The sequence below is a fragment of the Enterobacter sp. 22466 genome (assembly GCF_052044775.1).
Taxonomy (GTDB): Bacteria; Pseudomonadota; Gammaproteobacteria; order Enterobacterales; family Enterobacteriaceae; genus Enterobacter; species Enterobacter dissolvens.
Map to the genome: position 1 here is coordinate 797,680 of NZ_JBQENX010000001.1, position 24,098 is coordinate 821,777.

At 57.0% G+C, this 24,098-nt stretch carries 24 protein-coding genes and 2 tRNA genes; 14 read left to right on the top strand and 12 right to left on the bottom strand.

The window, feature by feature from the left end; translation table 11 throughout:
- Nucleotides 1–31: 31 nt before the first annotated feature.
- Nucleotides 32–2,086 (top strand): DNA helicase IV, encoded by a 2,055-nt coding sequence (helD, locus tag ACTJJI_RS03720; RefSeq protein WP_440653091.1) that lies wholly within the window; start codon nucleotides 32–34, stop codon nucleotides 2,084–2,086.
- Nucleotides 2,087–2,169: 83 nt separating this feature from the next.
- Here the strand turns inward: helD and mgsA are convergent, their stop codons facing one another.
- Nucleotides 2,170–2,628 (bottom strand): methylglyoxal synthase, encoded by a 459-nt coding sequence (mgsA, locus tag ACTJJI_RS03725; protein WP_095455525.1) that lies wholly within the window; start codon nucleotides 2,626–2,628, stop codon nucleotides 2,170–2,172.
- A gap of 80 nt (nucleotides 2,629–2,708) precedes the next feature.
- A complete protein-coding gene (gene csgI, locus ACTJJI_RS03730; RefSeq protein WP_153908177.1) occupies nucleotides 2,709–3,371 on the bottom strand; it encodes a curli synthesis inhibitor in 663 nt (220 codons plus the stop codon).
- A gap of 173 nt (nucleotides 3,372–3,544) precedes the next feature.
- Between csgI and ACTJJI_RS03735 the strand changes: the two genes are divergently transcribed.
- Nucleotides 3,545–3,961: a CoA-binding protein gene (locus tag ACTJJI_RS03735; RefSeq protein WP_014831322.1), complete on the top strand. Its 417-nt coding sequence runs from the start codon at nucleotides 3,545–3,547 to the stop codon at nucleotides 3,959–3,961.
- 33 nt (nucleotides 3,962–3,994) lie between these two features.
- On the opposite strand, the gene hspQ is transcribed toward ACTJJI_RS03735, so the two are convergent.
- Both hspQ and rlmI read right to left on the bottom strand, forming a co-directional pair.
- The gene (hspQ, locus tag ACTJJI_RS03740; protein ID WP_013097248.1) at nucleotides 3,995–4,312 is read right to left on the bottom strand and encodes a heat shock protein HspQ; all 318 of its coding nucleotides are present in this window, start codon (nucleotides 4,310–4,312) and stop codon (nucleotides 3,995–3,997) included.
- A 60-nt stretch (nucleotides 4,313–4,372) separates the two neighbouring features.
- A complete protein-coding gene (gene rlmI / locus ACTJJI_RS03745; protein ID WP_440653094.1) occupies nucleotides 4,373–5,563 on the bottom strand; it encodes a 23S rRNA (cytosine(1962)-C(5))-methyltransferase RlmI in 1,191 nt (396 codons plus the stop codon).
- A 173-nt stretch (nucleotides 5,564–5,736) separates the two neighbouring features.
- On the opposite strand from rlmI, the gene ACTJJI_RS03750 reads away from it, so the two are divergent.
- From ACTJJI_RS03750 to yccX, 3 genes are read left to right on the top strand one after another with little or no spacing between them, the layout of a single operon-like run.
- Complete coding sequence (locus ACTJJI_RS03750) at nucleotides 5,737–6,294, top strand: kinase inhibitor (protein WP_440653096.1); 558 nt, start codon at nucleotides 5,737–5,739, stop codon at nucleotides 6,292–6,294.
- 10 nt (nucleotides 6,295–6,304) lie between these two features.
- Nucleotides 6,305–7,093, top strand: a complete 789-nt coding sequence (locus ACTJJI_RS03755; protein WP_440653098.1) for a helix-turn-helix transcriptional regulator — start codon at nucleotides 6,305–6,307, stop codon at nucleotides 7,091–7,093.
- An 11-nt stretch (nucleotides 7,094–7,104) separates the two neighbouring features.
- A complete protein-coding gene (gene yccX / locus ACTJJI_RS03760; RefSeq protein ID WP_221346125.1) occupies nucleotides 7,105–7,386 on the top strand; it encodes an acylphosphatase in 282 nt (93 codons plus the stop codon).
- Here the strand turns inward: yccX and tusE are convergent.
- Together tusE and yccA are read right to left on the bottom strand one after the other, a co-directional pair.
- Nucleotides 7,383–7,712: a sulfurtransferase TusE gene (gene tusE, locus ACTJJI_RS03765; RefSeq protein ID WP_013097245.1), complete on the bottom strand. Its 330-nt coding sequence runs from the start codon at nucleotides 7,710–7,712 to the stop codon at nucleotides 7,383–7,385. The genes yccX and tusE overlap by 4 nt on opposite strands.
- Before the next feature lie 87 nt (nucleotides 7,713–7,799).
- Nucleotides 7,800–8,459 (bottom strand): FtsH protease modulator YccA, encoded by a 660-nt coding sequence (gene yccA / locus ACTJJI_RS03770; RefSeq protein ID WP_013097244.1) that lies wholly within the window; start codon nucleotides 8,457–8,459, stop codon nucleotides 7,800–7,802.
- A 269-nt stretch (nucleotides 8,460–8,728) separates the two neighbouring features.
- On the opposite strand from yccA, the gene ACTJJI_RS03775 reads away from it, so the two are divergent.
- The 3 genes from ACTJJI_RS03775 (at nucleotide 8,729) to ACTJJI_RS03785 (ending at nucleotide 10,810) form a co-directional block, all read left to right on the top strand.
- On the top strand, nucleotides 8,729–10,357 hold the full coding sequence (locus ACTJJI_RS03775; RefSeq protein ID WP_046888180.1) for an ABC transporter substrate-binding protein: 1,629 nt from the start codon (nucleotides 8,729–8,731) through the stop codon (nucleotides 10,355–10,357).
- 144 nt (nucleotides 10,358–10,501) lie between these two features.
- Nucleotides 10,502–10,589: transfer RNA gene (locus ACTJJI_RS03780), tRNA-Ser, on the top strand.
- Nucleotides 10,590–10,722: 133 nt separating this feature from the next.
- Nucleotides 10,723–10,810, top strand: a tRNA-Ser gene (locus tag ACTJJI_RS03785).
- A gap of 54 nt (nucleotides 10,811–10,864) precedes the next feature.
- Here the strand turns inward: ACTJJI_RS03785 and ACTJJI_RS03790 are convergent.
- On the bottom strand, nucleotides 10,865–11,731 hold the full coding sequence (locus ACTJJI_RS03790; RefSeq protein ID WP_014831342.1) for an AraC family transcriptional regulator: 867 nt from the start codon (nucleotides 11,729–11,731) through the stop codon (nucleotides 10,865–10,867).
- Between the two features lie 228 nt (nucleotides 11,732–11,959).
- Between ACTJJI_RS03790 and ACTJJI_RS03795 the strand changes: the two genes are divergently transcribed.
- Genes ACTJJI_RS03795 through ACTJJI_RS03810 form a run of 4 tightly spaced genes read left to right on the top strand, consistent with a single transcriptional unit; the run spans nucleotide 11,960 to nucleotide 16,877 of the window.
- Nucleotides 11,960–13,798 (top strand): DUF2264 domain-containing protein, encoded by a 1,839-nt coding sequence (locus ACTJJI_RS03795; protein WP_440653102.1) that lies wholly within the window; start codon nucleotides 11,960–11,962, stop codon nucleotides 13,796–13,798.
- A complete protein-coding gene (locus ACTJJI_RS03800) occupies nucleotides 13,795–15,075 on the top strand; it encodes an oligosaccharide MFS transporter (protein ID WP_014831344.1) in 1,281 nt (426 codons plus the stop codon). Before ACTJJI_RS03795 ends, ACTJJI_RS03800 begins: the two co-directional genes overlap by 4 nt.
- Before the next feature lie 13 nt (nucleotides 15,076–15,088).
- On the top strand, nucleotides 15,089–16,279 hold the full coding sequence (locus ACTJJI_RS03805; protein ID WP_047362256.1) for a glycoside hydrolase family 88 protein: 1,191 nt from the start codon (nucleotides 15,089–15,091) through the stop codon (nucleotides 16,277–16,279).
- A gap of 22 nt (nucleotides 16,280–16,301) precedes the next feature.
- On the top strand, nucleotides 16,302–16,877 hold the full coding sequence (locus ACTJJI_RS03810; protein ID WP_440653105.1) for a DJ-1/PfpI family protein: 576 nt from the start codon (nucleotides 16,302–16,304) through the stop codon (nucleotides 16,875–16,877).
- Between the two features lie 59 nt (nucleotides 16,878–16,936).
- On the opposite strand, the gene ACTJJI_RS03815 is transcribed toward ACTJJI_RS03810, so the two are convergent.
- From ACTJJI_RS03815 to hpxO, 3 genes are read right to left on the bottom strand one after another with little or no spacing between them, the layout of a single operon-like run.
- Complete coding sequence (locus tag ACTJJI_RS03815) at nucleotides 16,937–17,878, bottom strand: PDR/VanB family oxidoreductase (protein ID WP_440653107.1); 942 nt, start codon at nucleotides 17,876–17,878, stop codon at nucleotides 16,937–16,939.
- Between the two features lie 11 nt (nucleotides 17,879–17,889).
- Nucleotides 17,890–18,924, bottom strand: a complete 1,035-nt coding sequence (gene hpxD, locus ACTJJI_RS03820; RefSeq protein ID WP_096928482.1) for a molybdenum cofactor-independent xanthine hydroxylase subunit HpxD — start codon at nucleotides 18,922–18,924, stop codon at nucleotides 17,890–17,892.
- A gap of 17 nt (nucleotides 18,925–18,941) precedes the next feature.
- Nucleotides 18,942–20,096 carry an FAD-dependent urate hydroxylase HpxO gene (gene hpxO, locus ACTJJI_RS03825; protein ID WP_046889761.1) on the bottom strand — a complete coding sequence of 385 codons (1,155 nt, stop codon included), beginning with the start codon at nucleotides 20,094–20,096 and terminating at the stop codon, nucleotides 18,942–18,944.
- 240 nt (nucleotides 20,097–20,336) lie between these two features.
- On the opposite strand from hpxO, the gene uraD reads away from it, so the two are divergent.
- Both uraD and uraH read left to right on the top strand, forming a co-directional pair.
- Complete coding sequence (gene uraD, locus ACTJJI_RS03830) at nucleotides 20,337–20,837, top strand: 2-oxo-4-hydroxy-4-carboxy-5-ureidoimidazoline decarboxylase (RefSeq protein ID WP_203462098.1); 501 nt, start codon at nucleotides 20,337–20,339, stop codon at nucleotides 20,835–20,837.
- Complete coding sequence (uraH, locus tag ACTJJI_RS03835) at nucleotides 20,834–21,157, top strand: hydroxyisourate hydrolase (protein ID WP_013097234.1); 324 nt, start codon at nucleotides 20,834–20,836, stop codon at nucleotides 21,155–21,157. Before uraD ends, uraH begins: the two co-directional genes overlap by 4 nt.
- Here uraH and guaD read toward each other — a convergent pair.
- On the bottom strand, nucleotides 21,137–22,453 hold the full coding sequence (gene guaD, locus ACTJJI_RS03840) for a guanine deaminase (protein ID WP_096928484.1): 1,317 nt from the start codon (nucleotides 22,451–22,453) through the stop codon (nucleotides 21,137–21,139). The genes uraH and guaD overlap by 21 nt on opposite strands.
- Nucleotides 22,453–23,961 (bottom strand): NCS1 family nucleobase:cation symporter-1, encoded by a 1,509-nt coding sequence (locus tag ACTJJI_RS03845; RefSeq protein ID WP_440653110.1) that lies wholly within the window; start codon nucleotides 23,959–23,961, stop codon nucleotides 22,453–22,455. The genes guaD and ACTJJI_RS03845 overlap by 1 nt, the downstream gene beginning before the upstream one ends.
- Nucleotides 23,962–24,098: the final 137 nt, after the last annotated feature.

Genomic DNA, 24,098 nt, shown 5'->3' on the forward strand with positions numbered 1-24,098 from the left:
GGCAATTATCTCTTCGTGGATCCGGCTGGATATGGAACTGAAAGCAACTTCAATAGGCAAACGCCTGGCGCAACACCCGTACGACAAGGTTGTCCTCCTCAACGCGGGAGTGAAAGTCTCCGGGGAACGCCACGAATACCTTATTCCGTTCAATCAGCTCCTGGCCATCCACTGCAAGCGCGGGCTGGTATGGGGTGAACTGGAATTTGTGTTGCCTGCCGATAAAGTCGTGCGTCTTCATGGCACGGAGTGGGGCGAAACCCAGCGTTTTCATCATCATCTGAACCAGCTCTGGCAGCAGTGGAGTCACGATATGAGCGTGATTGCCGCGCAAGTCCTGCAGCAGGTGCTGAATGATATTGCGCAGAGTCATGCCCAACAAACGTGGCTGACCCGTCAGCAGACCGCCGGGCTGCAACAAAAGATCAGGCAGGCACTCACGGCGCTACCGTTACCGGTGACGCGCCTTAATGAATTCGACAATTGTCGTGACGCCTGGCGCCAGTGTCAGGCCTGGCTGAGCGATGCAGACAAGAGCCGGCTGGCGCATAATCAGGCGTGGACTGACGAAATGCTCACCCGCTACGCCGATTTCTTCAGCACAGTGGAGTCTTCACCGCTGAATCCTGCTCAGGCTCGCGCCGTGGTTAACGGCGAACAATCGCTGCTGGTGCTTGCGGGTGCCGGGAGCGGTAAAACGTCCGTGCTGGTTGCGCGGGCGGGGTGGTTGCTGACAACGGGTGAGGCCGTCGCCGATCAGATCCTGCTGCTGGCGTTTGGTCGCAAGGCGGCGCAGGAGATGGACGAACGCATTCAGGAACGGCTACACACCCGGGATATCACCGCGCGAACCTTCCATGCCCTTGCGCTGCACATCATTCAGCAGGGCAGCAAAAAAGTCCCGTCCATCAGTAAACTGGAAAACGACACCCAGGCGCGTCAGGCCCTGTTTATTAAAACGTGGCGCCAGCAGTGCAGCGAGAAAAAAGCACAGGCGAAAGGGTGGCGGCAGTGGCTGGAAGAGGAGCTCAACTGGGAGGTGCCTGAAGGCAGCTTCTGGCAGGATGAAAAGCTGGCGCGCCGGCTCGGCTCGCGTCTTGACCGCTGGGTGAGTCTGATGCGGATGCATGGCGGATCGCAGGCGGAGATGATTGAAAGCGCGCCGGAGTCTGTTCGCGCCCTGTTTTCAAAGCGGGTCAAGCTGATGGCTCCGCTGTTGAAAGCCTGGAAAACGGCGCTGAAGGAGGAAAACGCCGTCGATTTCTCAGGTCTTATCCATCAGGCCATCATCATTCTGGAGAAGGGGCGTTTTGTCAGCCCGTGGAAACATATTCTGGTGGATGAGTTCCAGGATATCTCCCCGCAGCGTGCTGCACTGCTTTCGGCATTACGGGCACAAAATAAACATACCTCTCTGTTTGCCGTAGGTGATGACTGGCAGGCCATCTACCGCTTTAGCGGCGCGCAGCTTTCATTGACCACCGCGTTCCATCACTATTTTGGCGAAGGCGATCGTAGCGATCTGGACACGACTTACCGCTTCAACTCCCGAATTGGTGAAATCGCTAACCGCTTTATCCAGCAGAACCCCCATCAGTTGGCCAAGCCGCTCAACAGTCTGAGAGCGGGAGATAAAAAAGCCGTGACCCTGCTGGCGGATGACCAGCTTGAGCCGCTGCTGGACAAACTCAGCGGTTACGCAAAGCCTGATGAACGTATTCTGGTGCTGGCGCGCTATCACCATCTTAAACCGGCGGCGCTGGAGAAGGCGGCGACTCGCTGGCCGAAGCTGCAGCTTGATTTTATGACCATCCACGCAAGTAAAGGCCAGCAGGCCGACTATGTCATTGTGGTCGGGCTGAAAGAGGGGAGCGATGGATTCCCCGCGCCTGCCCGTGAGTCGGTGATGGAGGAAGCCTTACTGCCGGTGCCGGAAGATTTCCCGGACGCCGAAGAGCGGCGATTGCTGTACGTGGCGATCACCCGCGCGCGTCATCGCGTGTGGCTGCTGTTCAACAAAGAGGAGCCGTCAGTGTTTGTCGATATTCTGAAGAGTATTGATGTGCCGGTGGCGCGCAAGCCGTAGCGGGATTGCCGGGTGGCGGCTTCGCCTGACCCGGCCTGCAAAACACGCCGTCCCGTGCAAGCGTAGCGCCGCCGGGCATAACGCTACTTCAGTCTGTCGGAAAGATAACGCTGATAATCCGGGATCAGGATCTCAACCGGCGAGTTAAACTGCGGTGATTCAATGATGAAATCCGCCGTCGACAGGTTTGTCGCCACCGGAATATTCCAGACGGTGGCGAGGCGCAGCAGCGCTTTCACGTCCGGGTCATGCGGAACCGCATTCAGCGGATCCCAGAAGAAAATCAGAACATCAATTTTCCCCTCAGAAATCTGTGCGCCTACCTGCTGATCGCCGCCCATCGGGCCGCTCAGCATCGCATTCACTTCCAGGCCTGTTTCACGGTGGATCAGGTTACCGGTGGTGCCCGTCGCCGAGAGGGCGTGCTTTTCCAGCAAGGACTGATGGCGGCGAACCCAGTTAAGCAGCATTTGTTTACAGTGATCGTGCGCAACCAGAGCAATGTGTTTGCGTGCCGGTAGCGTGCGTGTTGTCAGTTCCATAATCATATCCATCAGGTTAACTGGCTACACGATGACGGGAACCGCCTGAGGCTGCAAGAGAAAGGAGAAAAAAATGTGGCTCACGACGAAGGTTGTTGCTTCACCCACTGTAAAAAACGGGCTCGCGTATCCGGATCGGCCTGCTGGAACCAGAATTTCAGCCGTTGTTCCGTCAGCGTCTGGGATTGAGGGGGAATCACATCCAGTTCTGATACGCCGGACAACAGCGTGCTGTCGTCAGCCATCATGGTGGCAAACCGGGGCAGCGAGGCGCGTTTACCCGCTTTGTTATAGGCCTGGGTTGCGGCCTCATAATCATTGCCCTTCGGTGACGAGGTCAGTGCCAGAATATCCAGCTTCACCGGAATCGGCATGGCCTCTCCATCCACCAGTTCCACACGCGGCGAGGCGTCAAACGTCGCAGACTCTTTCTCCGTTTCCAGACGCGGCAAATTAAAGTTCACCTGGCTGACCTGCCGGGTGTTAAAGCTGACAATCAGCGGGGGAGAGAGGTACATCCGTTGTTCATGGTTAGCGAGTCGGATGGTTTTCTCCACCCTAAACACCACCTGGTGAGGGCCGTTATCCAGCTCAATGCTGTCAGCGCCGCGTAATAACGAACTGGAGACTTTTTTCCCGTCCAGCACCAGCAGATCGATATCGGGAGAGAGCCGAAGCGTGGTTGCAAAGACGCAAACCGGCATCACTAACGCGATCACAGCAGTGGCAATGCCGGTTTTCATAGGGGGCTCCTGTCGATAATACGTTTACCGCAATAATGTATCTAAATTTGTCGATAATCATGTTTACTAACATATAGACATATTATGGTCTTTTGCCCTCATGCATCTGTATGGGATGGATGGTTGAGATGTGCGCTTTGACATACACTTGTTAAAAAGCCAGGAGGATGAGCATGAAAGAGAATGATATTGCCGAGATTTTGACGTCCACACGCACCATTGCGCTGGTGGGGGCGAGCGATAAACCGGATCGTCCAAGCTATCGGGTGATGAAGTACCTTCTCGATCAGGGCTACCACGTCATCCCTGTGTCACCGAAAGTGGCCGGTAAAACCTTACTGGGCCAGCCTGGATACGCCACGCTGAACGACGTACCGGAAAAGGTGGATATGGTGGATGTCTTCCGCAATTCCGAGGCAGCATGGGGAGTGGCGCAGGAGGCCATCGCCATCGGAGCGAAAACCCTGTGGATGCAGTTGGGTGTGATTAACGAACAGGCCGCCGTGCTGGCGCGGGATGCGGGGTTGAACGTCGTCATGGATCGCTGTCCGGCGATCGAAATCCCCCGGCTGGGGCTGACAAAGTCATAAAAAAAAGCCCGTTATCGGGCTTTTTTTACACGCTTAGTTCCGCAGGCGCGGAGCCTGTAGCTGTTTGCGGATAGTCTGAGCAAGTTCATCCATCGTGGGTTGCTCCGGATGCTCATCCTGCAGTTCACTGCTTAGCTGCGCCTCAGCAAGATAGGTATGGACGGGTTGTCCATCGTCACCTTCCATCACCACATGGTACCAGGGTGCGGCGCGAAGCTCTGCGTTCACCGCCAGCTCATCCGCCGACGGTTCATCAAGGGAATACTCCGGGTCGATATCCACGACCACACCCAAATACCCGAGCAAAGTGTGGCGGACCTGCTGGCCGATACCGAATTTGCTGGCAATCATAGTCACCTCCCGGGAAACACTACTTACACTGTATGTGCGGGCAATATTTCTCTTTTCAAGTTACATGACGCGACAGGCAAACCCTTTCAGATACAGCCCTTCCGGGTAGGTAGCGATCACCGGGTGATCGGCTGCCTGACGGAACTGCTCTATAAATTGTACATCACGACCAGCATCTATTGCGGCATCGGCGATGATTTTTTGGAATAAATCGGTGGTCATCAATCCTGAACAGGAGAAGGTGAGCAGCACGCCGCCTGGGGTCAGCAGCTGAATGGCCAGCATGTTGATATCTTTATAGCCGCGGCAGGCACCCATCAGCTGGCTTTTGTTCTCCACAAACTTAGGCGGATCCATCACGATAACGTCAAACTTCTCGCCCTGGTCGCGATATTTGCGCAGCAGTTTGAAGACGTCGTCGCGAATAAATTCGGCTTTGCTCAGATCCAGCTTGTTCAGCTCAACGTTCTGTTTCGCCACATCCAGCGCTTCTTGCGAGGTATCCACGCTGACCACCTGCGCACATCCGCCCATCAGGGCCGATACCGCAAAGCCACCGGTGTAAGAGAAGCAGTTGAGCACGCGCTTGTCGGCAACGTACTGACGCGTGGCCAGACGGCTGTCGCGCTGGTCGAGGTAATAGCCCGTTTTATGACCTCCCTGAATATCCACCAGCAGCTTCATGCCGTGCTCTTCGATAGGCAACAGGGCAGGCGGCAGTTCGCCGGTCACCGGGCCCTGGGTCAGTTCCATGCCCTCTTTTTTACGCACCGCCACATCGCTGCGATCGTAGATGGCGCACTCCGGGAACAGCGACTGCAGGGCGCTGATCAGCGCGGCGCGCTGGTATTCCGCCCCGGCGCTCAGTAACTGCAGAACCAGGAAGTTACCGAAGCGGTCAATGGTCACACCCGGCAGACCGTCGGACTCCCCGGCAATCAGGCGGTAGCTGTCAAGACCATCACGTTTTGCCAGCCAGTCGCGCCACTGCTGCGCCTGCTGCAAACGACGGATGAAGAAGTCGATGTCGATGGTTTCATCTTTGTCGAAGGTCCAGACGCGCGCGCGGATCTGGGAGGCTGGGGAGTAAGCGCCTCGTGCTAACCATTTACCCTGATGGTCAACGATATCAATGGTTTCACCGAGACTGGCTTTGCCTTCCTGACGTGCAACCGCGCCAGAAAAGACCCAGGGATGACGGCGCAGTAATGACTTCTCGCGCCCTTTGGCTAACACTAAACGTACACTCATAATTTGCTGTTCTGTCGATTTCAGGGAAATGGCGCGTAGAGTAGCACATTCAGCAAGGCGCAATCATCTGCGGATGGCATTGAGCGTTTCGGCACAAAATCAAATCGTTCAGGCACATTACGACATTGCAGCAGGCTTTAGAGTAGGGCTTCCGGTTCAGCAAAGGAAATCCCATGAAAAAGCGCAATGTAATCACAACAGCCGCTCTGGCGGCGATAAGTTTTCAGGTTTTAGCCGCGACGCCTTTCAATATGACCAGTCAGGATATTTCCGGTGAGCGCCATTTAACGCAACAGCAGGTATTCGAGGGATTCGGCTGCCACGGGGGTAATCAGTCTCCGCAACTGGCATGGAAAAATCCGCCAGTGGGTACGAAAAGTTTTGCGATCACGGTGTATGACCCGGATGCCCCCACCGGCAGCGGCTGGTGGCACTGGACGGTAGCCAATATCCCTGCGAATACCACGACGCTGCCTGCTGATGCCGGTAACCCAAATGGTGAAAAATTACCTGCTGGCGCTGTGCAGGGGCGTAATGATTTCGGTTATTCTGGATTCGGCGGCGCATGTCCACCTGCGGGAGACAAACCCCACCGTTATCAGATTACCGTCTGGGCGTTGAACGTAGAAAAATTGCCCCTCGACATGAACGCCAGTGGCGCACTGGTCGGTTTTATGATCAACAGTCACGTTCTGGAAAAAGCCCAGTTAACTGCAACCTACAGCAGATAAGGATGACCCGGTGCAGGAGTTTCATTTTCGACATAAACAGTTGACCGCGGGTGAAGTGAGTGCCAGCAAAATGCATCGCCTGCACCAGGTTAAACTCTTTTTTCCGGCCATATGTCATATCACGCACGGCAGTAAGGTGATTGTTCAGGACGATAACCGCCTGGTGGCCACCCGGGATGAGCTGATTATTATCCCGGCCAATACGGCGATGGAGATTATCAATCAGCCTGCGAACGGTCTGTTTCACTCGGACTTACTGATGTTATCGCCGGAAATTGTCTCCGAGTTTAAAGCGCATTACCTGAAATCCTGGCCGCGCACGACGCTGCATTCGCTCTGCGCGCCGCTGAGCGAGGGGCTGGCGTTTATGTGGGATAACCTGCTGCACGCCGTGCGTCAGGATTTACCGGAGGCGCTACAAAAACATCAGGCTTTCGGTCTGTTGCTGGCATTGCTGCATGATGGAGTGGCCGGTCCGCTGCTTGTTGAGCGAAACAGTAACCTGACTGAGCAGGTGCATCAGTTCATTATGCTGTCGCCTGCCAGAGACTGGACGGCGCAGGACGTCGCCAGCCGTCTGGCCTTAAGCGTGCCGACGTTGCGCAGACGCTTACGCGAGGAGTCACAGGGGTTTCGCCAGATTGTGGAGGAGGTGAGGATGGCCGTGGCGCTGTCACAGCTGCAGTCGACCCGATTACCGATTGGCGAAATCGCATTACAATGTGGTTATCTTTCCAGCTCTCGTTTCACCGCCCGTTTCCGGCAACACTATGGCTGTTTACCGAAAACGCTACGTTAAGGAGAAGAAAAATGTCAAAAATCTGCACCATTGCCTGGGTCCACGGCGTTGTTCAGGGCGTCGGGTTCCGCTACAGCACCCAGCGCGAAGCGATTGCGCTTGGGCTAACGGGATACGCGCGAAACATGGATGACGGCAGCGTTGAGGTGGTCGCCTGTGGCGAGGCAGAGCAGGTTGAAAAACTGATAGCGTGGCTGAAAGCGGGCGGGCCGCGCAGTGCCCGGGTTGATAAGGTCTTAACGGAACCGCACCAACCCGGCCGGGAATACGTTAACTTCGGTATTCGCTACTAAATGCACTTCACAGGTTTAGGCAGGCCGGCAATTTTGGTGGCCTGTTTGGCCGGGCCTTTGGGGAACAGACGATACAGATAGCGGCTGTTGCCTTTCTCTTCACCGAATTTATTGGCCATGGCTTTAACCAGCATCCGGATGGCCGGAGAGGTGTTGAATTCAAGATAAAACTCGCGCACAAAGCGCACCACTTCCCAGTGTTCGGGGGAGAGCGCGATCGCCTCTTTTTCTGCAATCACTTCCGCCAGCGCCTCGCTCCACTGGTGGCTGTCTTTCAGATAACCGTCGTTATCGGTTTCGATCTCTTTACCTTCAAAGCTCAACATAGTTATTCACGCATCAGTCCAAAACCGCCGCAGTGTACCAAAAAACAAAGCCCCGCATAAGCGGGGCTCGGTTCACAGCACTCTGGCTTAATCCCGGCTGGCAAAGCCCAGGATGCTCAGCAGGCTGACGAAGATGTTGTACAGCGACACATACAGGCTCACGGTGGCGCGGATGTAGTTGGTCTCACCGCCGTGAATGATGTTGCTGGTTTCATACAGGATCGCGCCGGATGACAGCAGGATAAACACCGCGCTGATTGCCAGGTGCAGGGCAGGCAGCTGCAGGAAGATGTTAGCCACCATACCAATCAGCACCACCACGATACCTGCCATCAGCATACCGCCGAGGAAAGACATGTCCTTGCGGGTGGTCAGCACGTAGGCGGAGCAGCAGAAGAACACCAGTGCGGTGCCGCCCAGCGCCATACCGATCACATCACCCATGCCGGCAGACAGATACGCGTTCAGGATTGGCCCCAGGATGTAACCCAGGAAGCCGGTAAAGGCGAACGCGGAAAGAATACCGACCGGTTTGTCAGCGGTTTTGTAGGTCAGGAACATCAGACCGTACATCCCCACCAGCGTCAGGATCAGCCCCGGAGACGGCAGCATCAGCACGGTGCTGGCGGTGGCGGTGATCGCCGAAAACGCCAGCGTCAGGCTGAGCATGAAATAGGTATTGCGCAGCACCTTGTGGGTGCTGAGTAGCGATGTGCGGTCGCGTGAGGAAGTAATTATACGATCCATGAGTCACTCTCTTATGACAGATGTAATTAACGGAAAGAATAGGAAACGGCGCGCCAGTCTCAAAGTGGTTTTACCCATCTTTACTCAGCAGGTTAGCGCCGGAGCTGGTTATTTCTTCTGCAGAAAGACGTTTCATCAGTATGAACAGCGGTTTGGCGCAATTAATCAGATCAAGCTCTTATAGGTTACTGAAAAATATTGCCTTATTACCATAAGGCCGCTAAGAGTTATTTCCGGATCGTCACAAAACAGACAATAAGGCGAAGGAAATGAAACCACAAACACGCACTCATTTTACACTCTCTTTATTAGCCGCCGGGATCCTGTGCGCCAGCACGGGAACCTGGGCGGCTAACGTGCCGGCAGGAACGCAGCTGGCCGATAAACAGGAACTGGTCAGGAACAACGGTAATGAGCCCGCTTCGCTCGACCCACATAAAGTCGAAAGCGATGTCGAATTCAATATTATCAGCGATTTATTCGATGGGCTGGTCAGTGTGTCCCCGGCGGGGGACATTCAGCCACGGCTGGCGGAAAAATGGGAGAACAAGGACAACACCGTCTGGACGTTCCATTTGCGTCCGGGTATCACCTGGAGCGACGGCACGGCCATCACCGCGGAAGACGTGGTCTGGAGCTGGCAGCGTCTGGTTGATCCTAAAACCGCTTCACCGTATGCCAGCTATCCAGGCAACATGCACATTGTGAATGGTGCGGATATTGCGCAGGGGAAAAAAGCCCCCGATACGCTGGGCGTGAAAGCGATTAACGACACCACGCTGGAAGTGACATTGACTCAGCCAAATGCGGCATTCCTGGCAATGCTGGCGCACCCGTCGCTGGTGCCGGTGGACAAAGTGCTGATTGGCCGCTTTGGCGACAAGTGGACCAAGCCTGAACATATCGTTACCAGTGGGGCTTATAAGCTGTCCCAGTGGGTGGTCAACGAACGCATAGTGGCGGAGCGTAACCCGCGTTACTGGGATAATGACCATACCGTGATCAACAAGGTGACGTATCTGCCGATCACCTCCGAGGCCGCAGATGTGAACCGTTACAAAGCGGGTGAAATCGATATTGTTTACACGGTGCCAGTCAACCAGTTCGCCCTGCTTAAGAAAACGCTGGGTAGCCAGCTGGATGTCTCCCCTCAGCTTGCCACCTACTATTACGAATTTAATACCACCCGCGCGCCGTTCAACGATCCCCGCGTGCGTAAGGCGCTCAATATGGCGCTCGATAAAGATATCATCGCAGATAAAGTGATGGGGCAGGGACAGCGTCCGGCGTGGCTCATCAGCCAGCCGGATATTGGTGGGGTCAAACTACAGAACCCGGATTACGCCAGCTGGCCGAGGGAAAAACGACTTGCCGAGGCGAAGAGATTGCTCGAAGAGGCGGGATACAACGCCAGCCACCCGCTGAGTTTTAATCTGCTGTACAACACCTCTGAAACGCACCAGCGTATCGCGATTGCCGCCAGCTCGATGTGGAAGAAAAATCTGGGTGTCGAGGCGAAGCTGCAAAACCAGGAGTGGAAAACGATGCTCGATACCATGCACACCCATAACTTTGACGCGGTGCGCTACGCCTGGATTGCGGACTACGACGACGCCGCCACTTTCCTGAACAATTTCCGCACCGGTGACAGCGAAAACACCAGCCAGTACAGCAATCCGGAGTATGACCAGGCGTTGGTTAACGCTGCAAAAGCCAAAACCACGGCCGAGCGCGGCAAGTTCTACCAGCAGGCGGAAGATCTGCTGGGGCGCGATGTGCCGGCGATCCCGGTGTATCACTACGTTCGTACGCACCTGGTAAAACCGTGGGTCGGTGGTTTTACGCCGGATAAGCTCGGGTACTACTACACGAAAGATATGTACATCAAAAAGCACTAAGCGTAATCGCTGAATCTTATGCTGGGAAAATGGCCAATATGTTGTCTATTCAACCGATTAAACATAATTTGGCTATTTTTAAAGCGAACGAATGCGCGTGCTCTTTACAGCGTGCGGTGAGGTGTTTATAGTTCGCCTCACTTAGGAAGCGTGGCCGAGCGGTTGAAGGCACCGGTCTTGAAAACCGGCGACCCGAAAGGGTTCTAGAGTTCGAATCTCTACGCTTCCGCCAAATTCGAAAACCCTGCGATAGCAATATCGCAGGGTTTTTTGCCATCTGAGGCACGGGTAAACGCATCCGCGCAAAAATAGAAAAATTCCTGCTTTACAAGGTGCTAATAGATGTTTATAGTGCGCCTCACTTTGGAAGCGTGGCCGAGCGGTTGAAGGCACCGGTCTTGAAAACCGGCGACCCGAAAGGGTTCTAGAGTTCGAATCTCTACGCTTCCGCCAAATACGAAACCCAGGTCGTTATGCGACCTGGGTTTTTTTATGCGCTAATGACAGTCAAATACAGGAACAGGACGTTCTGGTACTCAGGATACTGCGTCGATACTGCAGCGGTGTCTGACGCATCATCTTTTTAAAGCAGGTAATGAAATAGGTCACCTCGCTAAACCCGACGGCCAGCGCAATGGCATCAATACTCTCATCGCTGTACCGTAACAGATCGCAGCTGCTCTTTATCCGCCGGGTCAGTAAATATTCGTGAATGCTCCCGCCGGTCTGCTGGCGGAAAATTCGCGAGGTATAGCTGCGCGAAAGCCCCATGTCCTGGGCTAGCTGGTCGAGCGAAAACTTGCTGGCATAGTGGGCTTCGACCCAGCTCATAATCCGCGAGGCGATGGTCTGCTGGCGCGGCGGGAAGCGCTGCGGCTGCTCGGGCAGAAACGTCATGAGCTGCATCACCAGAAACGCCACCTCGCAGGCCGCGGTCTGCTCGTTACCCTCCAGACACTGAAACTGCTCAAGGATCCTTTCGATAAACGCTGCGTGGTTGCTGAGATCGTAAATTTGCGCCGGCAGATTGCTGGCGGCCAGCGCGGCGAACCGGGCCTGATGACGCGGGAAGGCGCTGAGCGCACTCTCGACGACCGATTGCTCAATGTGCATGGTGGTGCGGTGATAGGGGTTTTTATCGCTATGATCGACCTGCACTTTATGCAAACGGAAGGGTGGGAAGATAAATAATCGCCCCGGACGCGCGGTGTAGTGCTGATTATCCACCACCACGATGCCGTAGCCGCTGGAAATATAGAGCAATTCAACGCACTGATGCCAGTGGTAGTAAATCGCGCTGGTGCTGTACATGCGGTTAAATGAAATGGCCTGCCGATCGAGCGTGATGCGTTCCAGCAGTTGCGTTTCACCCATTTGACCTCCAGGACAACAGATTTAAATTTTTAGGCCATCAGTTGTAATTTATCCCCCTCGTGGAGGACAAAATCCAGCGAAAATGAAATGGCGGTTTAATTTTGTGAGTCTGCTCACTCAGCACCCTGAATAAAAGCAGTTACCCTTCATCCAGACGTCGCACGCGTGGCTTGAAAAAGCCTAATAACAATAACTTATCTCTACCCTCGTGTTATGCGGGAGGACCCTGTGCAACCTGAAAACATCAATCTGGATAATCCACTGACAAGCCGGGAAGAGGTGCTGCGGCTGGTCAATGACATGCTGAACGCGGTGGCGCCCTGGTTTAAAAACGACGCCAGCCGCATTGATTTAGCGAACTTTACCGCGCATTACGGCCAGCAGGTCGCGAGCATGGAAACGTTTTCCCGCCTGCTGTGGGGCGTGACGCCGTTGTTGGCTGGCGGCAGTGAGTCGCAACATTTCTCGTTCTATTTACAGGCGATAAAAAACGGCACCAATCCGCAGCACGCTGATTACTGGGGCGACGTCGCACCTTACGATCAGCGAATCGTCGAAATGGCGGCCTACGGGCTGCTGCTGGCGCTGGCGGGCGAAACCGTGCTGGCACACTTCACTGAGACGGAGAAAGCGAATTTATGGCGCTGGTTAAAGCAGTGCGAGACCCAGGACATCCCCGATAACAACTGGCACTTCTTTCCGATTCTGGTGCAGGTCGGCTTCCATTATTGCGGCATGCCAACCAACCCGCAGGCGCTGGAAGAAAATTTTGCGGCCATGGAGCACTACTATCTCGGCGATGGCTGGTACTCCGATGGCCCGGGCCGGCCGCGCGACTACTACATCTCGATGGGCTTCCATTTCTATGGCCTGATTTACGCGAAGTTAATGGCCGATGTCGATCCAAGGCGTAGTGCAACGCTGCGTCACCGGGCCGCACGTTTCTCCTCTGACTTCATCCATTTCTTTGCCGAAGACGGCGCGGCGATCCCGTTTGGCCGTAGCCTGACCTACCGCTTTGCCGAGGCTGCGTTCTGGAGTGCGGCGGCCTTTGCTGGCCTGGAGGTGTTTTCGCCTGGCGTGATGAAGGGCATCGTTCTGCGCCATCTGCGCTGGTGGCTGACGCAGCCGATATTCGATCGCGACGGCGTGCTGAGCGTCGGTTACAGCTACCCGAATCTGGCGATGGCGGAAGACTACAACGCGCCGGGTTCGCCGTACTGGGGCCTGAAGACCCTTCTGGTACTGGCGTTAGATGAGGGCGATGCCTTCTGGCAGTCGGCCGAACTGCCGCTGCCGCCGCTGCCCGCGCAACACACGATAGTCCACGCGGATCAAGTGATAGTGCATCAGGCCGATCACCTGTGGATGCTGACGTCTGGTCAGCTTGAGCTGAACAACTTCGTAAATACCGAAGCGAAATACTGCAAGTTTGCCTATTCCACCCGCTTTGGCTTCACCATCGAACGCGGACGCTACGGCCTGAACCACGCCGCCCCCGATTCGATGCTGCTGCTGGCTGAAAAGGATAACTACTGGCGCGGCCGCCGCGAATGCCAGCATGTGGTCACCGCTGATGGCACCATTTACAGCCGCTGGCTGCCGTGGCGCGACGTGGTGATTGACAGTTGGCTGCTGGCGTTGGGTGACTGGCAACTGCGCGTCCATCGTATCAATACCCGGCGCGCGCTCGATTGCGCGGAGGGTGGCTTTAGTCTGGCGAACCGCCCACTGCCGCAGATGCAGGAGAGTGATGGCGGCTGCTGGTTACGCAACGCCTGCGATGTATCGGCGATTTTCGCTTTACATCCGCATGCCCGTCGCGGCGAGACGGTGGTGACGCCGCCAAACAGTAATCTGTTGTTCGCCGATCGCGCGGCGGTGCCGGTGCTGCGTGACGAGCTCGATCCCGGCACCCATTTGTTGATAAGCGCGGTGTGGGCGGGAAATGCCGCCGACTTCGATCCGCAACATTGCCCGCAGGCCTTCATAAGCGATGACGCGGTACGCTTCGTGACGGCACGACAAGAAACGACGCTCGTTCTGGCCCCGGAGGCATCGCTATGAGCACATCATCGTCCGTACGTGCTGCGCAGTACAAAATGAGTACCTTTATTTTTCTTTACTTCTTCACCTGGTCATCCAGCTTTGGCCTGTATGCCTTGTGGCTGAGCCAGAAAGTGGGCCTCGATAGCATCACCATTGGCAGCGTGTTCGCCATTAATGGCGTCTTCGCGGTGGTCCTGAAGCCAGTGTACGGCTACATCATGGATAAAATCGGCATGAGCAAGTGGCTGCTCTATTTTGTCTGCGCCATTTCAGCGCTGATGGCACCGTTTTTCTCGCTGGTGTACCAACCGCTGCTGCAAAGCCATGCGATGGCCGGGATTATCATCGGCGCGCTGTATCTGAGTCTGGGCTGGTACGCCGGGGTGGCGGCTTCTGAATCCTACGCCGACCGCTTTAGCCGCCTGTACGGGCTGGAGTTTGGCCGCATCAGAATGTGGGGTTCGCTGGGCTGGGCGATGGCGGCCTCGGTCTCCGGGCTGTTGTTTAACGTCACGCCGCTGGCCAACTTTCTGCTCAGCAGCGGGACCTCGGTACTGATGCTGCTGGTGCTGATTAGCCTCAAAATTGGCGATGAGCAGCTGCGCAACAACAGCGTCATTTCCGCTAATAAGATCGTCTTTGCCGATGTGCTGATGCTGCTGAAAAACCGTAAATTCTGGATGTTTAGCCTTTACGTCGCCGGGGTGGCCTGGATGATGTTTATCGCCGAGCAGCAGTTCCCGCGCTACTTCGTGTCGTTCTTCGCTACCAAAGAGCAGGGCAACGCCTGGTACGGCTACCTGAGCACCGTCCAGTCGGGGATGGAGTTCGTGATGATGATGTTTATCCCGTGGCTGGTGAACCACTACGGCGCTAAGCGCGGACTGCTGTTCTGCGGCTGCGTGGTAGGGGCACGGCTGATCGCATCCGGCCTGACCAGCGATCCGATTGTTATCTCCATCATCAAACCGTTTTACGGCGTTGAGATCGCGCTGCTGCTGATTTCGGTCTTCAAATACATCGCCGAACATTTCCATCGTCGGGTTAACGCCACGATGTACCTGCTGGGGTACCAGGCGATGATTTACGTCGGCTCGATTGTGGTCGCGCCACCTGCTGGCTATCTGTACGACAAGATAGGCTTCGAGCATACCTATCTGCTGATGGGCTGCTGCGCTCTGCTTTTTACGCTGATTTCCGCTTTTACGCTGTCGCGCTGCCAGTCGAAACGCGATGCCTCACGACCTTTTGCTCCGGCTTTAGACACCGCCCCGGTTGAACCGGCCAAACATTAATTCAGGAGTTGTTATGACCAAATCTGTTATCACCGAAGCGCTGCGGCCGATCGAACTGCATCAGGTCGATCGGCTGGCACTGAGCCAGACGCTGGAAGCGGCCTTAACCCGCGTAACGCGCAAGCTCGACAAAAATATTGTCGCCTTCGGCGATAAGTTCCCCGGCGAAGCCTGTGAGAAGGGGGTCTGGCCGCGTACCGATAACGTGGAGTGGACAACCAGTTTTTGGCCGGGCCAGCTGTGGCTGATGTGGGAGATGACCGGCAAAGCGCATTATCGCGAAGCCGCCGAGCGCTATTTACCCTCGTTCGCCCGGCGTATTGAGCAGCGTATTGACACCGCAACGCACGATCTCGGGTTCCTCTATTCGCTCTCCTGCGTCAGTACCTGGCGCCTCACCGGCAACGAAGCCGCTCGCCAGTCGGCGCTGCTGGCTGCCGATCGCCTGATGGAGCGTTTTAACCCGACGGCCAACATCATTCAGGCATGGGGGGATTTAAACGACCCGGAACAGCAGGGGCGAATGATCATCGACTGCAATATGAACCTGCCGCTGCTGTACTGGGCCAGCGAGCAGACCGGCGACCCACGTTACGCGCAAGCGGCGACGGCTCACGCCGGGCAGGCAGCGAACTATATCGTGCGTGAAGATGCTTCGACTTATCACACCTACTATATGGATGTGCAGACGGGTGAGCCGCGCTTTGGCAACACCCATCAGGGCTACAGCGATACCTCGTGCTGGTCGCGCGGCCAGGCGTGGGGCATTTACGGCTTCCTGCTGAGCTATCAGCACACTGGCGATAAGCAGATGGTTGAGTTGTCACGCAGCCTGGCGCACTACTTCCTCAACCGACTGCCGGAAGATGATGTTTGCCACTGGGATCTGGCGCTGCTCGGTACTGACGCCGTGCGCGACAGTTCAGCGGCGGCGATTGCCGCCTGTGGTTTGCTGGAGCTGGTCAGGGCGCTGCCGACGCTCGACGCAAACCGTGCATATTATGAAGAGATGGCGCTGCGCATTGCGCTGTCGCTGACCGACAATTACCTGGCCCATGACGACGACCCGACTGAGGGGCTGCTGCAGCACTCGGTTTATCATATGGGCAGCGGCAAGGGCGTCGATCAGTGCTGTAGCTGGGGGGACTATTTCTATCTTGAGCTGCTGGCGCGGCTGCGACAGGTTTGGTACCCGTACTGGTAACCCTGAAGCCATGGAGAGCAAAATGAAAAGCGTAGCCGTGTTATTAGCCCCCGGTTTTGAAGAGGGGGAAGCGATCGTCACTATCGATATCCTGCGCCGCCTGAATATTACGGTGCAGACGATTGCCTGTGGTGAAAGTCGTGAAGTGGTGAGCTACCACGCCATCCCCATGGTGGCGGATAGGACCCTGAAAGCTAGCCTCGATCAGACCTTTGACGCGGTGGTGTTACCGGGCGGCCCGGAAGGCAGCGTCAACCTGGCGAAAAGCGTGGAGGCGATCGCCTTCGTTCGCCGCCATGATGAAGCGGGCAAATATATCTGCCCGATTTGCTCCGCCGCTGCCCGTGTGCTGGGCGGCAACGGGCTGCTAAAGGGGCGCCGCTATGTCTGTTCCGGCGATGTGTGGAAAACAGTCAGCGATGGCCAGTACGTCGATGCCGACGTGGTGGAAGATGGCCATCTGCTAAGCGGTCGCGGGCTGGGCAAGGTGTTCGATTTCGCCTTAACCCTGGCGGCGCGCTTGCAGGGCGATGAAGCACTGGCCCGCGAGCAGGCCAGTCATATTGATTATGCGTGGCAGTCGGGACGCGGCTGGTAACAGAGCCTTACAGGCACATCTGAAAACCTCCGGCTATGCCGGAGGATATTTATTTCGTTTTACAGTCCAATCACCAGCTCCCCGGAGTGACTCCGCGAGCAGCACAGCGCCACTTGCTGGTCCGGGCCGTTTTTTTCCGCATCCGACTGCACGCTATCCCGGTGATCCACCACGCCGTCAATCACCGGCGTCAGACACGCACCGCAGATCCCCATCTCGCAGGACAACGGAACGTCCACGCCATTTTCCTGCAGCACCTGGGCGATAGTTTTATCTGCAGGTACCGGCCAGCGCTCGCCGGTGGAGGCCAGTTTGACCGTAAAGATCTCACCGGCTTCTCCGCCACTGACAGGCTCAGCGGGCTGAAACGCCTCGCTGTGAAGGTGGGCTTCATCCCAGCCCTTCGCCGTGGCGACGTCACGCACTTTTTCCATAAACCCTGCCGGGCCACAGACCCAGGCGTGAAGCCCCGCCGTAGCCACCGGGATATGCTCTGCCAGCAGAGTGCGCGGGCTGATGGTATGAATAACGCAATTACCATGTTCAACCTGCGCCAGTTCGTGGGCGAAAGCCGCGCTTTCAGCCTGTCTGACATAATAGTGCAGGGTGAACGGGGTTCCAGCTGCCTCCAGCGCCAGGGCCATCGCATACAGTGGCGTAATCCCGATCCCCGCAGCCAGCAGCAACACCCGTTCGGCCTCCTGCAGGGCAAACAGATTGCGCGGCGCAGAGATCAGCAGCTTCTGACCGGGACGCAGTGTCTCATGAATATAGCGTGACCCGCCGCGCGAGGCGGTTTCCCGTCCCACGCAGATCAGATAACCCTCATTTTCGCAGCTGCCGGTCAGGGAATACTGGCGAATAACCCCGCAGGGCAGGTGCACGTCAATATGCGCGCCGGGTTGCCACTCTGGCAGCGCTTCACCGTTTTCTGCTACCAGCCTGACCGCGAGGCTCTTGTTCCCCTGACGCCACAGTCCATCAACAATCACGCTCAACATACGGGCCTCCGTCATACCAGGAAAAATTCGCCAAAGCCCATTTTTTTCAGCCCCCGGCGATAGGCAATTGAGCTTTTATCTGCGGGAATATGGGCTTCCAGGGTCAGATCCAGCGGCAAACTTTCCGGGCGCTGGGTTTCAACCATCAAACGGTCTTCCTCAAAAATTCGCAGGTTAAAGGCATGCACCTCTTCCACCGGAATATGCAGGTCAAAGTTGCGCGCGATGGGGGCGAACATGCGGGTGACGCGTGATGAGACCGGTGACGCGGCGTTCATGATCACCAGCCGGGATTCACCCGGAAAATGGATCGTCAGGGTGGCGGTAAACGGCAAGTGCATTTCAAAATGGCGCAGCCACTGGAAGCCTTCCGGCGCCTGCACGTCAGAGCTGGCAGGATAATTGCTCACCGAACTCCAGTAATCCGCGACAAAGCCAAACGGTGTTTCCTGTGGCTGATAGGTCGGGACGAGCTGGTTATCCGGGTCCGCAAAGGTGCTGGTATGGATCCACGCGAAATGCGCCACATCCAGAAAGCCTTCCACCTGGCGGCCAGCGAAGCCATTCACCTCAAACGCCGGGCAGTTGATCTGCTGAAAGCCATCGTCATCCCAGTGCGGCATAGTGGGCAGCGGCATCGGGTTGTCCGGGTCAAACGCCAGACACGTCCAGATCAAGCCAAAGCGCTCCTCCACGGCGTAGTTAATCAGGTTGAGTTTCGCCGGTACCGGCTGATCGGGGCTGGAGGGAATGCGGTTGCAGCGGCCATCTTCCCCGAAGCGCAGGCCATGGTAGGGGCAGATAATCCCGTGTTCATCATGAAAGCCCAGCGACAGCGGCACGCCGCGATGCGGACAAACATCGCGGGCGACCACGACCTGGTCTTTTACGCGGTAGATAACCAGCGCTTCGTCCAGCAGGGTCGCTTTGACCGGTGCCGCACCGATGTCGCAGGCGCGTGCAACCGGATGCCAGCACTTTGCCAGGCGCAGCCAGTCCTCTGGCTCAAACGTACAATGGGCGGGTGGTACAGGTGCTTTATTCATGTGTATCCCTCTTACGTTCAGCCTAATGGTCCGCCCTGAATGGTGTCGCACAGACCGTTGATAATGCGCTCCCCGGTCTCCTCCCTGAGTTCCTGATACCAGGCTCGGGTTAACGCCATATCTTTACCGTGCGTGACGTCACAGCGCTTGCGGGCCTTCAGCACCAGGTCGCGTACCCGGTCGCAGCGCAGGGCTTCGTACTGCCGCAGCGCCAGCGTAATGTTGTGGTTTTCGCGCAGGCAGTCTCCCAGCACCACCGCATCTTCCAGCGCCGCGCAGCCGCCTTGGCCGATATCCGGCGTGGTACTGTGCGCCGCATCGCCCAGCAGCGCCACGTGGCCGCGCACCAGGCTGTCGAACGGCTCAATGTCGTGGATCTCAATGCGGTTGGTGGTGTCCGGATCCAGCGCGGCGATCAGCTTCTGCACCGGCGGCGCCCAGCCGCGGAAGTAACCCGTGAGATCGGCCCTGAGGGTGGTGCGATCTTCCGCCAGACCGAGGGGAAGCGGGACATCAAAAAAGAAATAGAAGCGGCCACCGGAGACGGGCATCAGCGACACGCGCTTGCCTTCTCCAACGAACGTGGTCCACTGATGGGCAGGGGCAATTTCTTCATCAATCTTCACCAGCCCGTTCCAGTTAACGTAGCCCGCGTAGCGACGCTCGGGCGTATACCCGAGCACGTACGGGCGCACCGCAGAGTGGCTACCGTCGGCGGCAATCAGAAAATCGCCTGTCGCCATGCTGCCGTCGGTGAAGGTCACGGTGACGCCAGCGTCATCTTCCCGAACATGTTCGACGCGCTTGCCGAACTGCACCCGCTCGCGACCCCAGAAGTCCAGCATCTCCCGCTGAAGCTCAGCGCGCGAGACCGGGCAGGGACGCCCACCGGTGCGCTCCACCAGCGGGGCCAGGCTAAAGCGGGTCAGCGTATCGCCGCGCCGGTGATCCTTGTAGGCCATAAAGCGCATCGGCCCGCCGTATGTCTCAATGATGTCGCCCATGCCGAGGTGCTGCATGCATTTTACCCCGTTAGGCCAGATGGAGATGGCCGCGCCAACGGGTTTGATCTCTTTTACTGCCTCAAACACGGTACAGTCGATGCCCGCCTTTTCCAGCGCGACAGCGGCGCTCAGGCCACCAATGCCTGCGCCAATGACGATTGCTTTCATGCTTCTCTCCTTTTGCAGGGTGTCATTAGCATCAGCAATTTGCGTACCAGGCTGCAGAGTGGCGAAAAGGGCGTTGTGAGAGGGATGTTTGCACTGCTAAGGTGCGTTATCGCGGTGAGAATGCCTTTTTATGAATCAATAATTTCCGGTTTAAGGATCAGGAATCGACTGTTTCAGGTCTCAGTCAAGAGTGGCGTGCTTTGTGCAAGGCTCAGGAACGATGATGTCACGGGAGGAACCATGATAACACTGGACGATTTTAATCAACGGAGTCAGGAAGAGGTGCTTACGCTATTACACCCTTGCGTGGCCATCCCCGGCTGGGCCGAGGCGCTGGTCGCCGGGCGGCCTTATCCGAGCCGGGATGATCTGTTTGATGCGGCCCAGGCGCTGACGAAAAGCTGGGATGAACACGCGCTCACGGAGGCTCTGAGCGCGCATCCGCGCATCGGTGAGAAGCCCATGGGCACGCAGGCGGAGGCGGCGCTGTCGCGTCAGGAGCAGGGAGCGGTGAATCATGATGATGCGCGGCTTGCTGAGGCGTTGCGGGCAGGCAATGCCCGCTACGAAAGCCGTTTCGGGCGCGTCTTTCTGATCCGCGCCAAAGGCCGCAGCGGAGAGGCGATCCTCCAGGCCCTGAACGCGCGGCTGGAAAACAGCGATGCGCAGGAGGTGCAGGCCGCACTGGATCAGCTGCGGGAAATTACCTTATTACGACTGGAAGGAGTCATTGGCGCATGAGCACGCTCAGTACACATATTCTGGATATCTCGACGGGCAAACCCGCGCAGGGGGTTACGGTACGCCTTGAACAGGACGCGGAGATCATCGCAACTGGCGTGACCAACGCGCAGGGCCGCATCACCGAGTTTGTTCCCGTCCTGCCTGCGGGCCGCTATCGGCTGGTGGCCGAGACTGGCGCCTGGTTTAGCGAAACGGGGCGCGACACGCTCTATCCCTGTGCGCAGATTGATTTTCTTATCGGCGAAACGGCAGATGAACACTTCCATCTGCCGTTTGTGATTGCCCCTGGCGGCTGGTCAACCTACCGCGGCAGCTGACCACACTGGCTCGCCGTTGACCCAGGTTTGGCTGATATTACGCTCGTCGCCCAGGGTCATCAGCACAAACAGCTGCTCGTAGATATCCTTGCAGCGCCCGCTGCGCAGGCGCTGAAGCGGGGTGACGGCCGGGTCGATCACGATAAAATCGGCCTCTTTGCCCGGTGCGAAGTTGCCAATGTTGTCATCCAGACGCAGGGCATGCGCGCCACCCAGCGTGGCATGATAAAAGGCCTCGCTGGCGCGCAGGCGATAGCTCTGCAACTGACCCACCTTGTAAGCTTCCCCCAGCGTGCGCAACATACTGAAGGTGGTGCCCGCGCCAACGTCGGTGCCGATACCCATCCGCACCTTGTGCTGCCAGCAGGCGGGTAACCGAAACAGCCCGCTGCCAAGAAACAGGTTGGACGTTGGGCAAAACGCCACCGCCGAACCGGTGTCATGCAGGCACTGCCACTCGCTGTGGTGGAGATGGATCCCGTGAGCAAACACGCTGCGTTCACCGGTGAGGCCGTAGTGGTGGTACACATCCAGATAACGTTCATGCTCCGGCCACAGGTCATTAACCCAGGCCACTTCGTTCGGGTTTTCGCTCAGATGGGTCTGCAGCCAGGTGTCCGGAAACTCCTCTCGGAGTAAACGCACCGCCGCAAGCAGTTCCGGTGATGAGGTGGGCGCAAAGCGTGGCGTAATGGCATACCCCAGCCGTCCATGGTGGTGCCAGCGCTGGATCAGCTCCCGTGTCTGCCGGTAGCTCTGTTGTGCCGTTTCGGTCAGGTAGTCCGGGGTGTGCCGGTCCATCATCACCTTCCCGGCGATAAGGCGCATATTCAGGCGCGACGCCTCGGTAAACAGCGCATCGACCGATTCAGGATGCAGCGTGCAAAACACCAGTGCGGTGGTGGTGCCGTGGCTCACCAGCTGATTTATGAAAAATTCCGCGATCTCTTTTGCGTAGCTCTCGTCAGCAAACTGGCTCTCCACCGGGAACGTGTAGGTGGTCAGCCACTCCAGCAGTTGCTCGCCGAAGGCGCCGATCATCTCCGTCTGCGGATAATGAACGTGAGTATCGATAAAACCGGGCAACAGCAGTTTGCCGCGCAGGTCGGTGTAACTCTTGTGCGGGTCAAGATATTGCTCTCCCTCCTGCCAGGCCATGAGCGCCACGATTTTCCCGTGGTGAATAAACAGCAGGCCGTCCTCCTGGTAGCGCGCATGGTCGGCAATCAGGTCTGCACTGTCGCAGACCCGGGCGATATCGAAAAATGCACCGCGTATCGCAGTCTGGTAATCCATCACGGCTCCTGTCTGATGGTTTGCGTGGCTTCGCGTGCCGTGAAGTGAGCGGCGGACGCCCCTTCGCGCTCTTCACGCGCCAGCCAGCGGTAGGTTACCCCGCCAAGGAACACGCCAATGAACCAGCTAAAGTTTGCCACCTCATGCAGCGCCGGGATGAAGCTTATCACCAGCCCGACGGCAACCGAGGGGATCAGCGCGCCGATGGCTTTCGGGTTAAAGCCGTTGCGGTACCAGTATTTCCCTTCTGGCGTGTCATCGAACAGGTCGTCCACGGATACCTTGCCACGCTTAATCAGGTAGAAGTCGGCAATGAGAATCCCGAACAGTGGGCCGATAAATGCCCCCAGTACGTCCAGGGTGTAATGAATAAGTTCCGGGGAGTTAAACAGGTTCCACGGGGTTAACAGGATCGAGCCGACGGCGGCAATCATGCCCCCGGTGCGGAAGCTGATTTTCTGCGGGGAACAGTTAGAGAAATCAAACGCCGGGGAGACAAAGTTGGCCACGATGTTGATCCCGATGGTGGCGGTGATCATGGTCAGCAGACCAATCGCCACGGCCAGATCGTTGCCCACGCGGCTGACGGTTTCAATCGGGTCGGTGATCATGCGGCCGAACAGCGACTGGGTACCGGAGACAATCACCACGGTCACGATGGAGAACAGCAGGAAGTTAAACGGCAGGCCCCAGCGGTTACCACGGCGGATTTCCCCCATGCTTTTGCCGTAGCGGGAGAAATCCCCAAAGTTGAGCAACGGGCCTGAGAAGTAGGAGACCACCAGCGCCGTGGCGGTGATCATCTGCCAGGTCTGCTCGCCCGCGCTCAGGGATTTGCTGGCGAGGGTGAAGGAGATCCCGTCGAATCCGGTCTTGTATACAATCCATCCTGCCAGCGCCAGCATCACCACATACACCGCCGGGCCGGCGATATCGATAAAGCGCTTGATGGCATTCATGCCGTGCCAGAAGACCATTGCCTGCAATACCCACATAATGGCAAAGCAGATCCAGCCCAGGTGCGACAGCCCGAGAAACGCGCCGGTGGTGAGCGAAGAGAGTGACGGCCAGAACTTCAGCGCCACCAGCATCAGGGCGTTAGCGGCCAGATAGGTCTGAATGCCGTACCAGGCAAAGGCGATAAGCCCGCGGATCACCGCCGGAATGTTCGCCCCGAAGACGCCAAAGGCCTGACGGCTGATGACCGCATACGGTACGCCCGCCATCTGGCTCGGCTTCGCCACCAGGTTGGCACACAGTTGCACAATGCAAATCCCCACCAGCAGGCACAGCAACACCTGCCAGCTCGCCAGCCCGAGCGTAAAGAAGCTCGCGGCGACAACGTATCCCCCCATGCTGTGGACGTCCGACATCCAGAACGAAAAGATGTTGTACCAGCTCCAGTTCTGGTCACGCGTTGGTGCCAGATCCTCATTGCAAAGCCGTGGGCTGTAAACCGCACCGGAATCAGCGGCCGTACCGTGTTGCGTATTTTGACTGTTTGGCATGAAACCTGCTCCTGTGAATGAAAACCCGATGAGTGGGAGTGCAGACGGTGTTGCAGGATCCAGGCCAAAATAATAAATCTTGTATGCAATATTTTATTTTTATGTATACGATTCGATAGCGAAAAGTAAAAAGTGGA

Excerpts from the sequence above, each read along its gene's own strand:
- hspQ (WP_013097248.1), bottom strand. The coding sequence starts at position 4,312 with ATGATTGCCAGCAAATTCGGTATCGGCCAGCAGGTCCGCCACACTTTG.
- mgsA (WP_095455525.1), bottom strand. The coding sequence starts at position 2,628 with ATGGAACTGACAACACGCACGCTACCGGCACGCAAACACATTGCTCTG.
- rlmI (WP_440653094.1), bottom strand. The coding sequence starts at position 5,563 with ATGAGTGTACGTTTAGTGTTAGCCAAAGGGCGCGAGAAGTCATTACTG.
- hpxO (WP_046889761.1), bottom strand. The coding sequence starts at position 20,096 with ATGAAAGCAATCGTCATTGGCGCAGGCATTGGTGGCCTGAGCGCCGCT.
- guaD (WP_096928484.1), bottom strand. The coding sequence starts at position 22,453 with ATGGATTACCAGACTGCGATACGCGGTGCATTTTTCGATATCGCCCGG.
- hpxD (WP_096928482.1), bottom strand. The coding sequence starts at position 18,924 with ATGAATAAAGCACCTGTACCACCCGCCCATTGTACGTTTGAGCCAGAG.
- ACTJJI_RS03775 (WP_046888180.1), top strand. The coding sequence starts at position 8,729 with ATGAAACCACAAACACGCACTCATTTTACACTCTCTTTATTAGCCGCC.
- ACTJJI_RS03750 (WP_440653096.1), top strand. The coding sequence starts at position 5,737 with ATGAAAAAGCGCAATGTAATCACAACAGCCGCTCTGGCGGCGATAAGT.
- ACTJJI_RS03845 (WP_440653110.1), bottom strand. The coding sequence starts at position 23,961 with ATGCCAAACAGTCAAAATACGCAACACGGTACGGCCGCTGATTCCGGT.
- ACTJJI_RS03800 (WP_014831344.1), top strand. The coding sequence starts at position 13,795 with ATGAGCACATCATCGTCCGTACGTGCTGCGCAGTACAAAATGAGTACC.
- yccX (WP_221346125.1), top strand. The coding sequence starts at position 7,105 with ATGTCAAAAATCTGCACCATTGCCTGGGTCCACGGCGTTGTTCAGGGC.
- csgI (WP_153908177.1), bottom strand. The coding sequence starts at position 3,371 with ATGAAAACCGGCATTGCCACTGCTGTGATCGCGTTAGTGATGCCGGTT.
- uraD (WP_203462098.1), top strand. The coding sequence starts at position 20,337 with ATGATAACACTGGACGATTTTAATCAACGGAGTCAGGAAGAGGTGCTT.
- ACTJJI_RS03735 (WP_014831322.1), top strand. The coding sequence starts at position 3,545 with ATGAAAGAGAATGATATTGCCGAGATTTTGACGTCCACACGCACCATT.
- helD (WP_440653091.1), top strand. The coding sequence starts at position 32 with ATGGAACTGAAAGCAACTTCAATAGGCAAACGCCTGGCGCAACACCCG.
- ACTJJI_RS03810 (WP_440653105.1), top strand. The coding sequence starts at position 16,302 with ATGAAAAGCGTAGCCGTGTTATTAGCCCCCGGTTTTGAAGAGGGGGAA.
- ACTJJI_RS03815 (WP_440653107.1), bottom strand. The coding sequence starts at position 17,878 with ATGTTGAGCGTGATTGTTGATGGACTGTGGCGTCAGGGGAACAAGAGC.
- ACTJJI_RS03805 (WP_047362256.1), top strand. The coding sequence starts at position 15,089 with ATGACCAAATCTGTTATCACCGAAGCGCTGCGGCCGATCGAACTGCAT.
- uraH (WP_013097234.1), top strand. The coding sequence starts at position 20,834 with ATGAGCACGCTCAGTACACATATTCTGGATATCTCGACGGGCAAACCC.
- yccA (WP_013097244.1), bottom strand. The coding sequence starts at position 8,459 with ATGGATCGTATAATTACTTCCTCACGCGACCGCACATCGCTACTCAGC.
- ACTJJI_RS03790 (WP_014831342.1), bottom strand. The coding sequence starts at position 11,731 with ATGGGTGAAACGCAACTGCTGGAACGCATCACGCTCGATCGGCAGGCC.
- tusE (WP_013097245.1), bottom strand. The coding sequence starts at position 7,712 with ATGTTGAGCTTTGAAGGTAAAGAGATCGAAACCGATAACGACGGTTAT.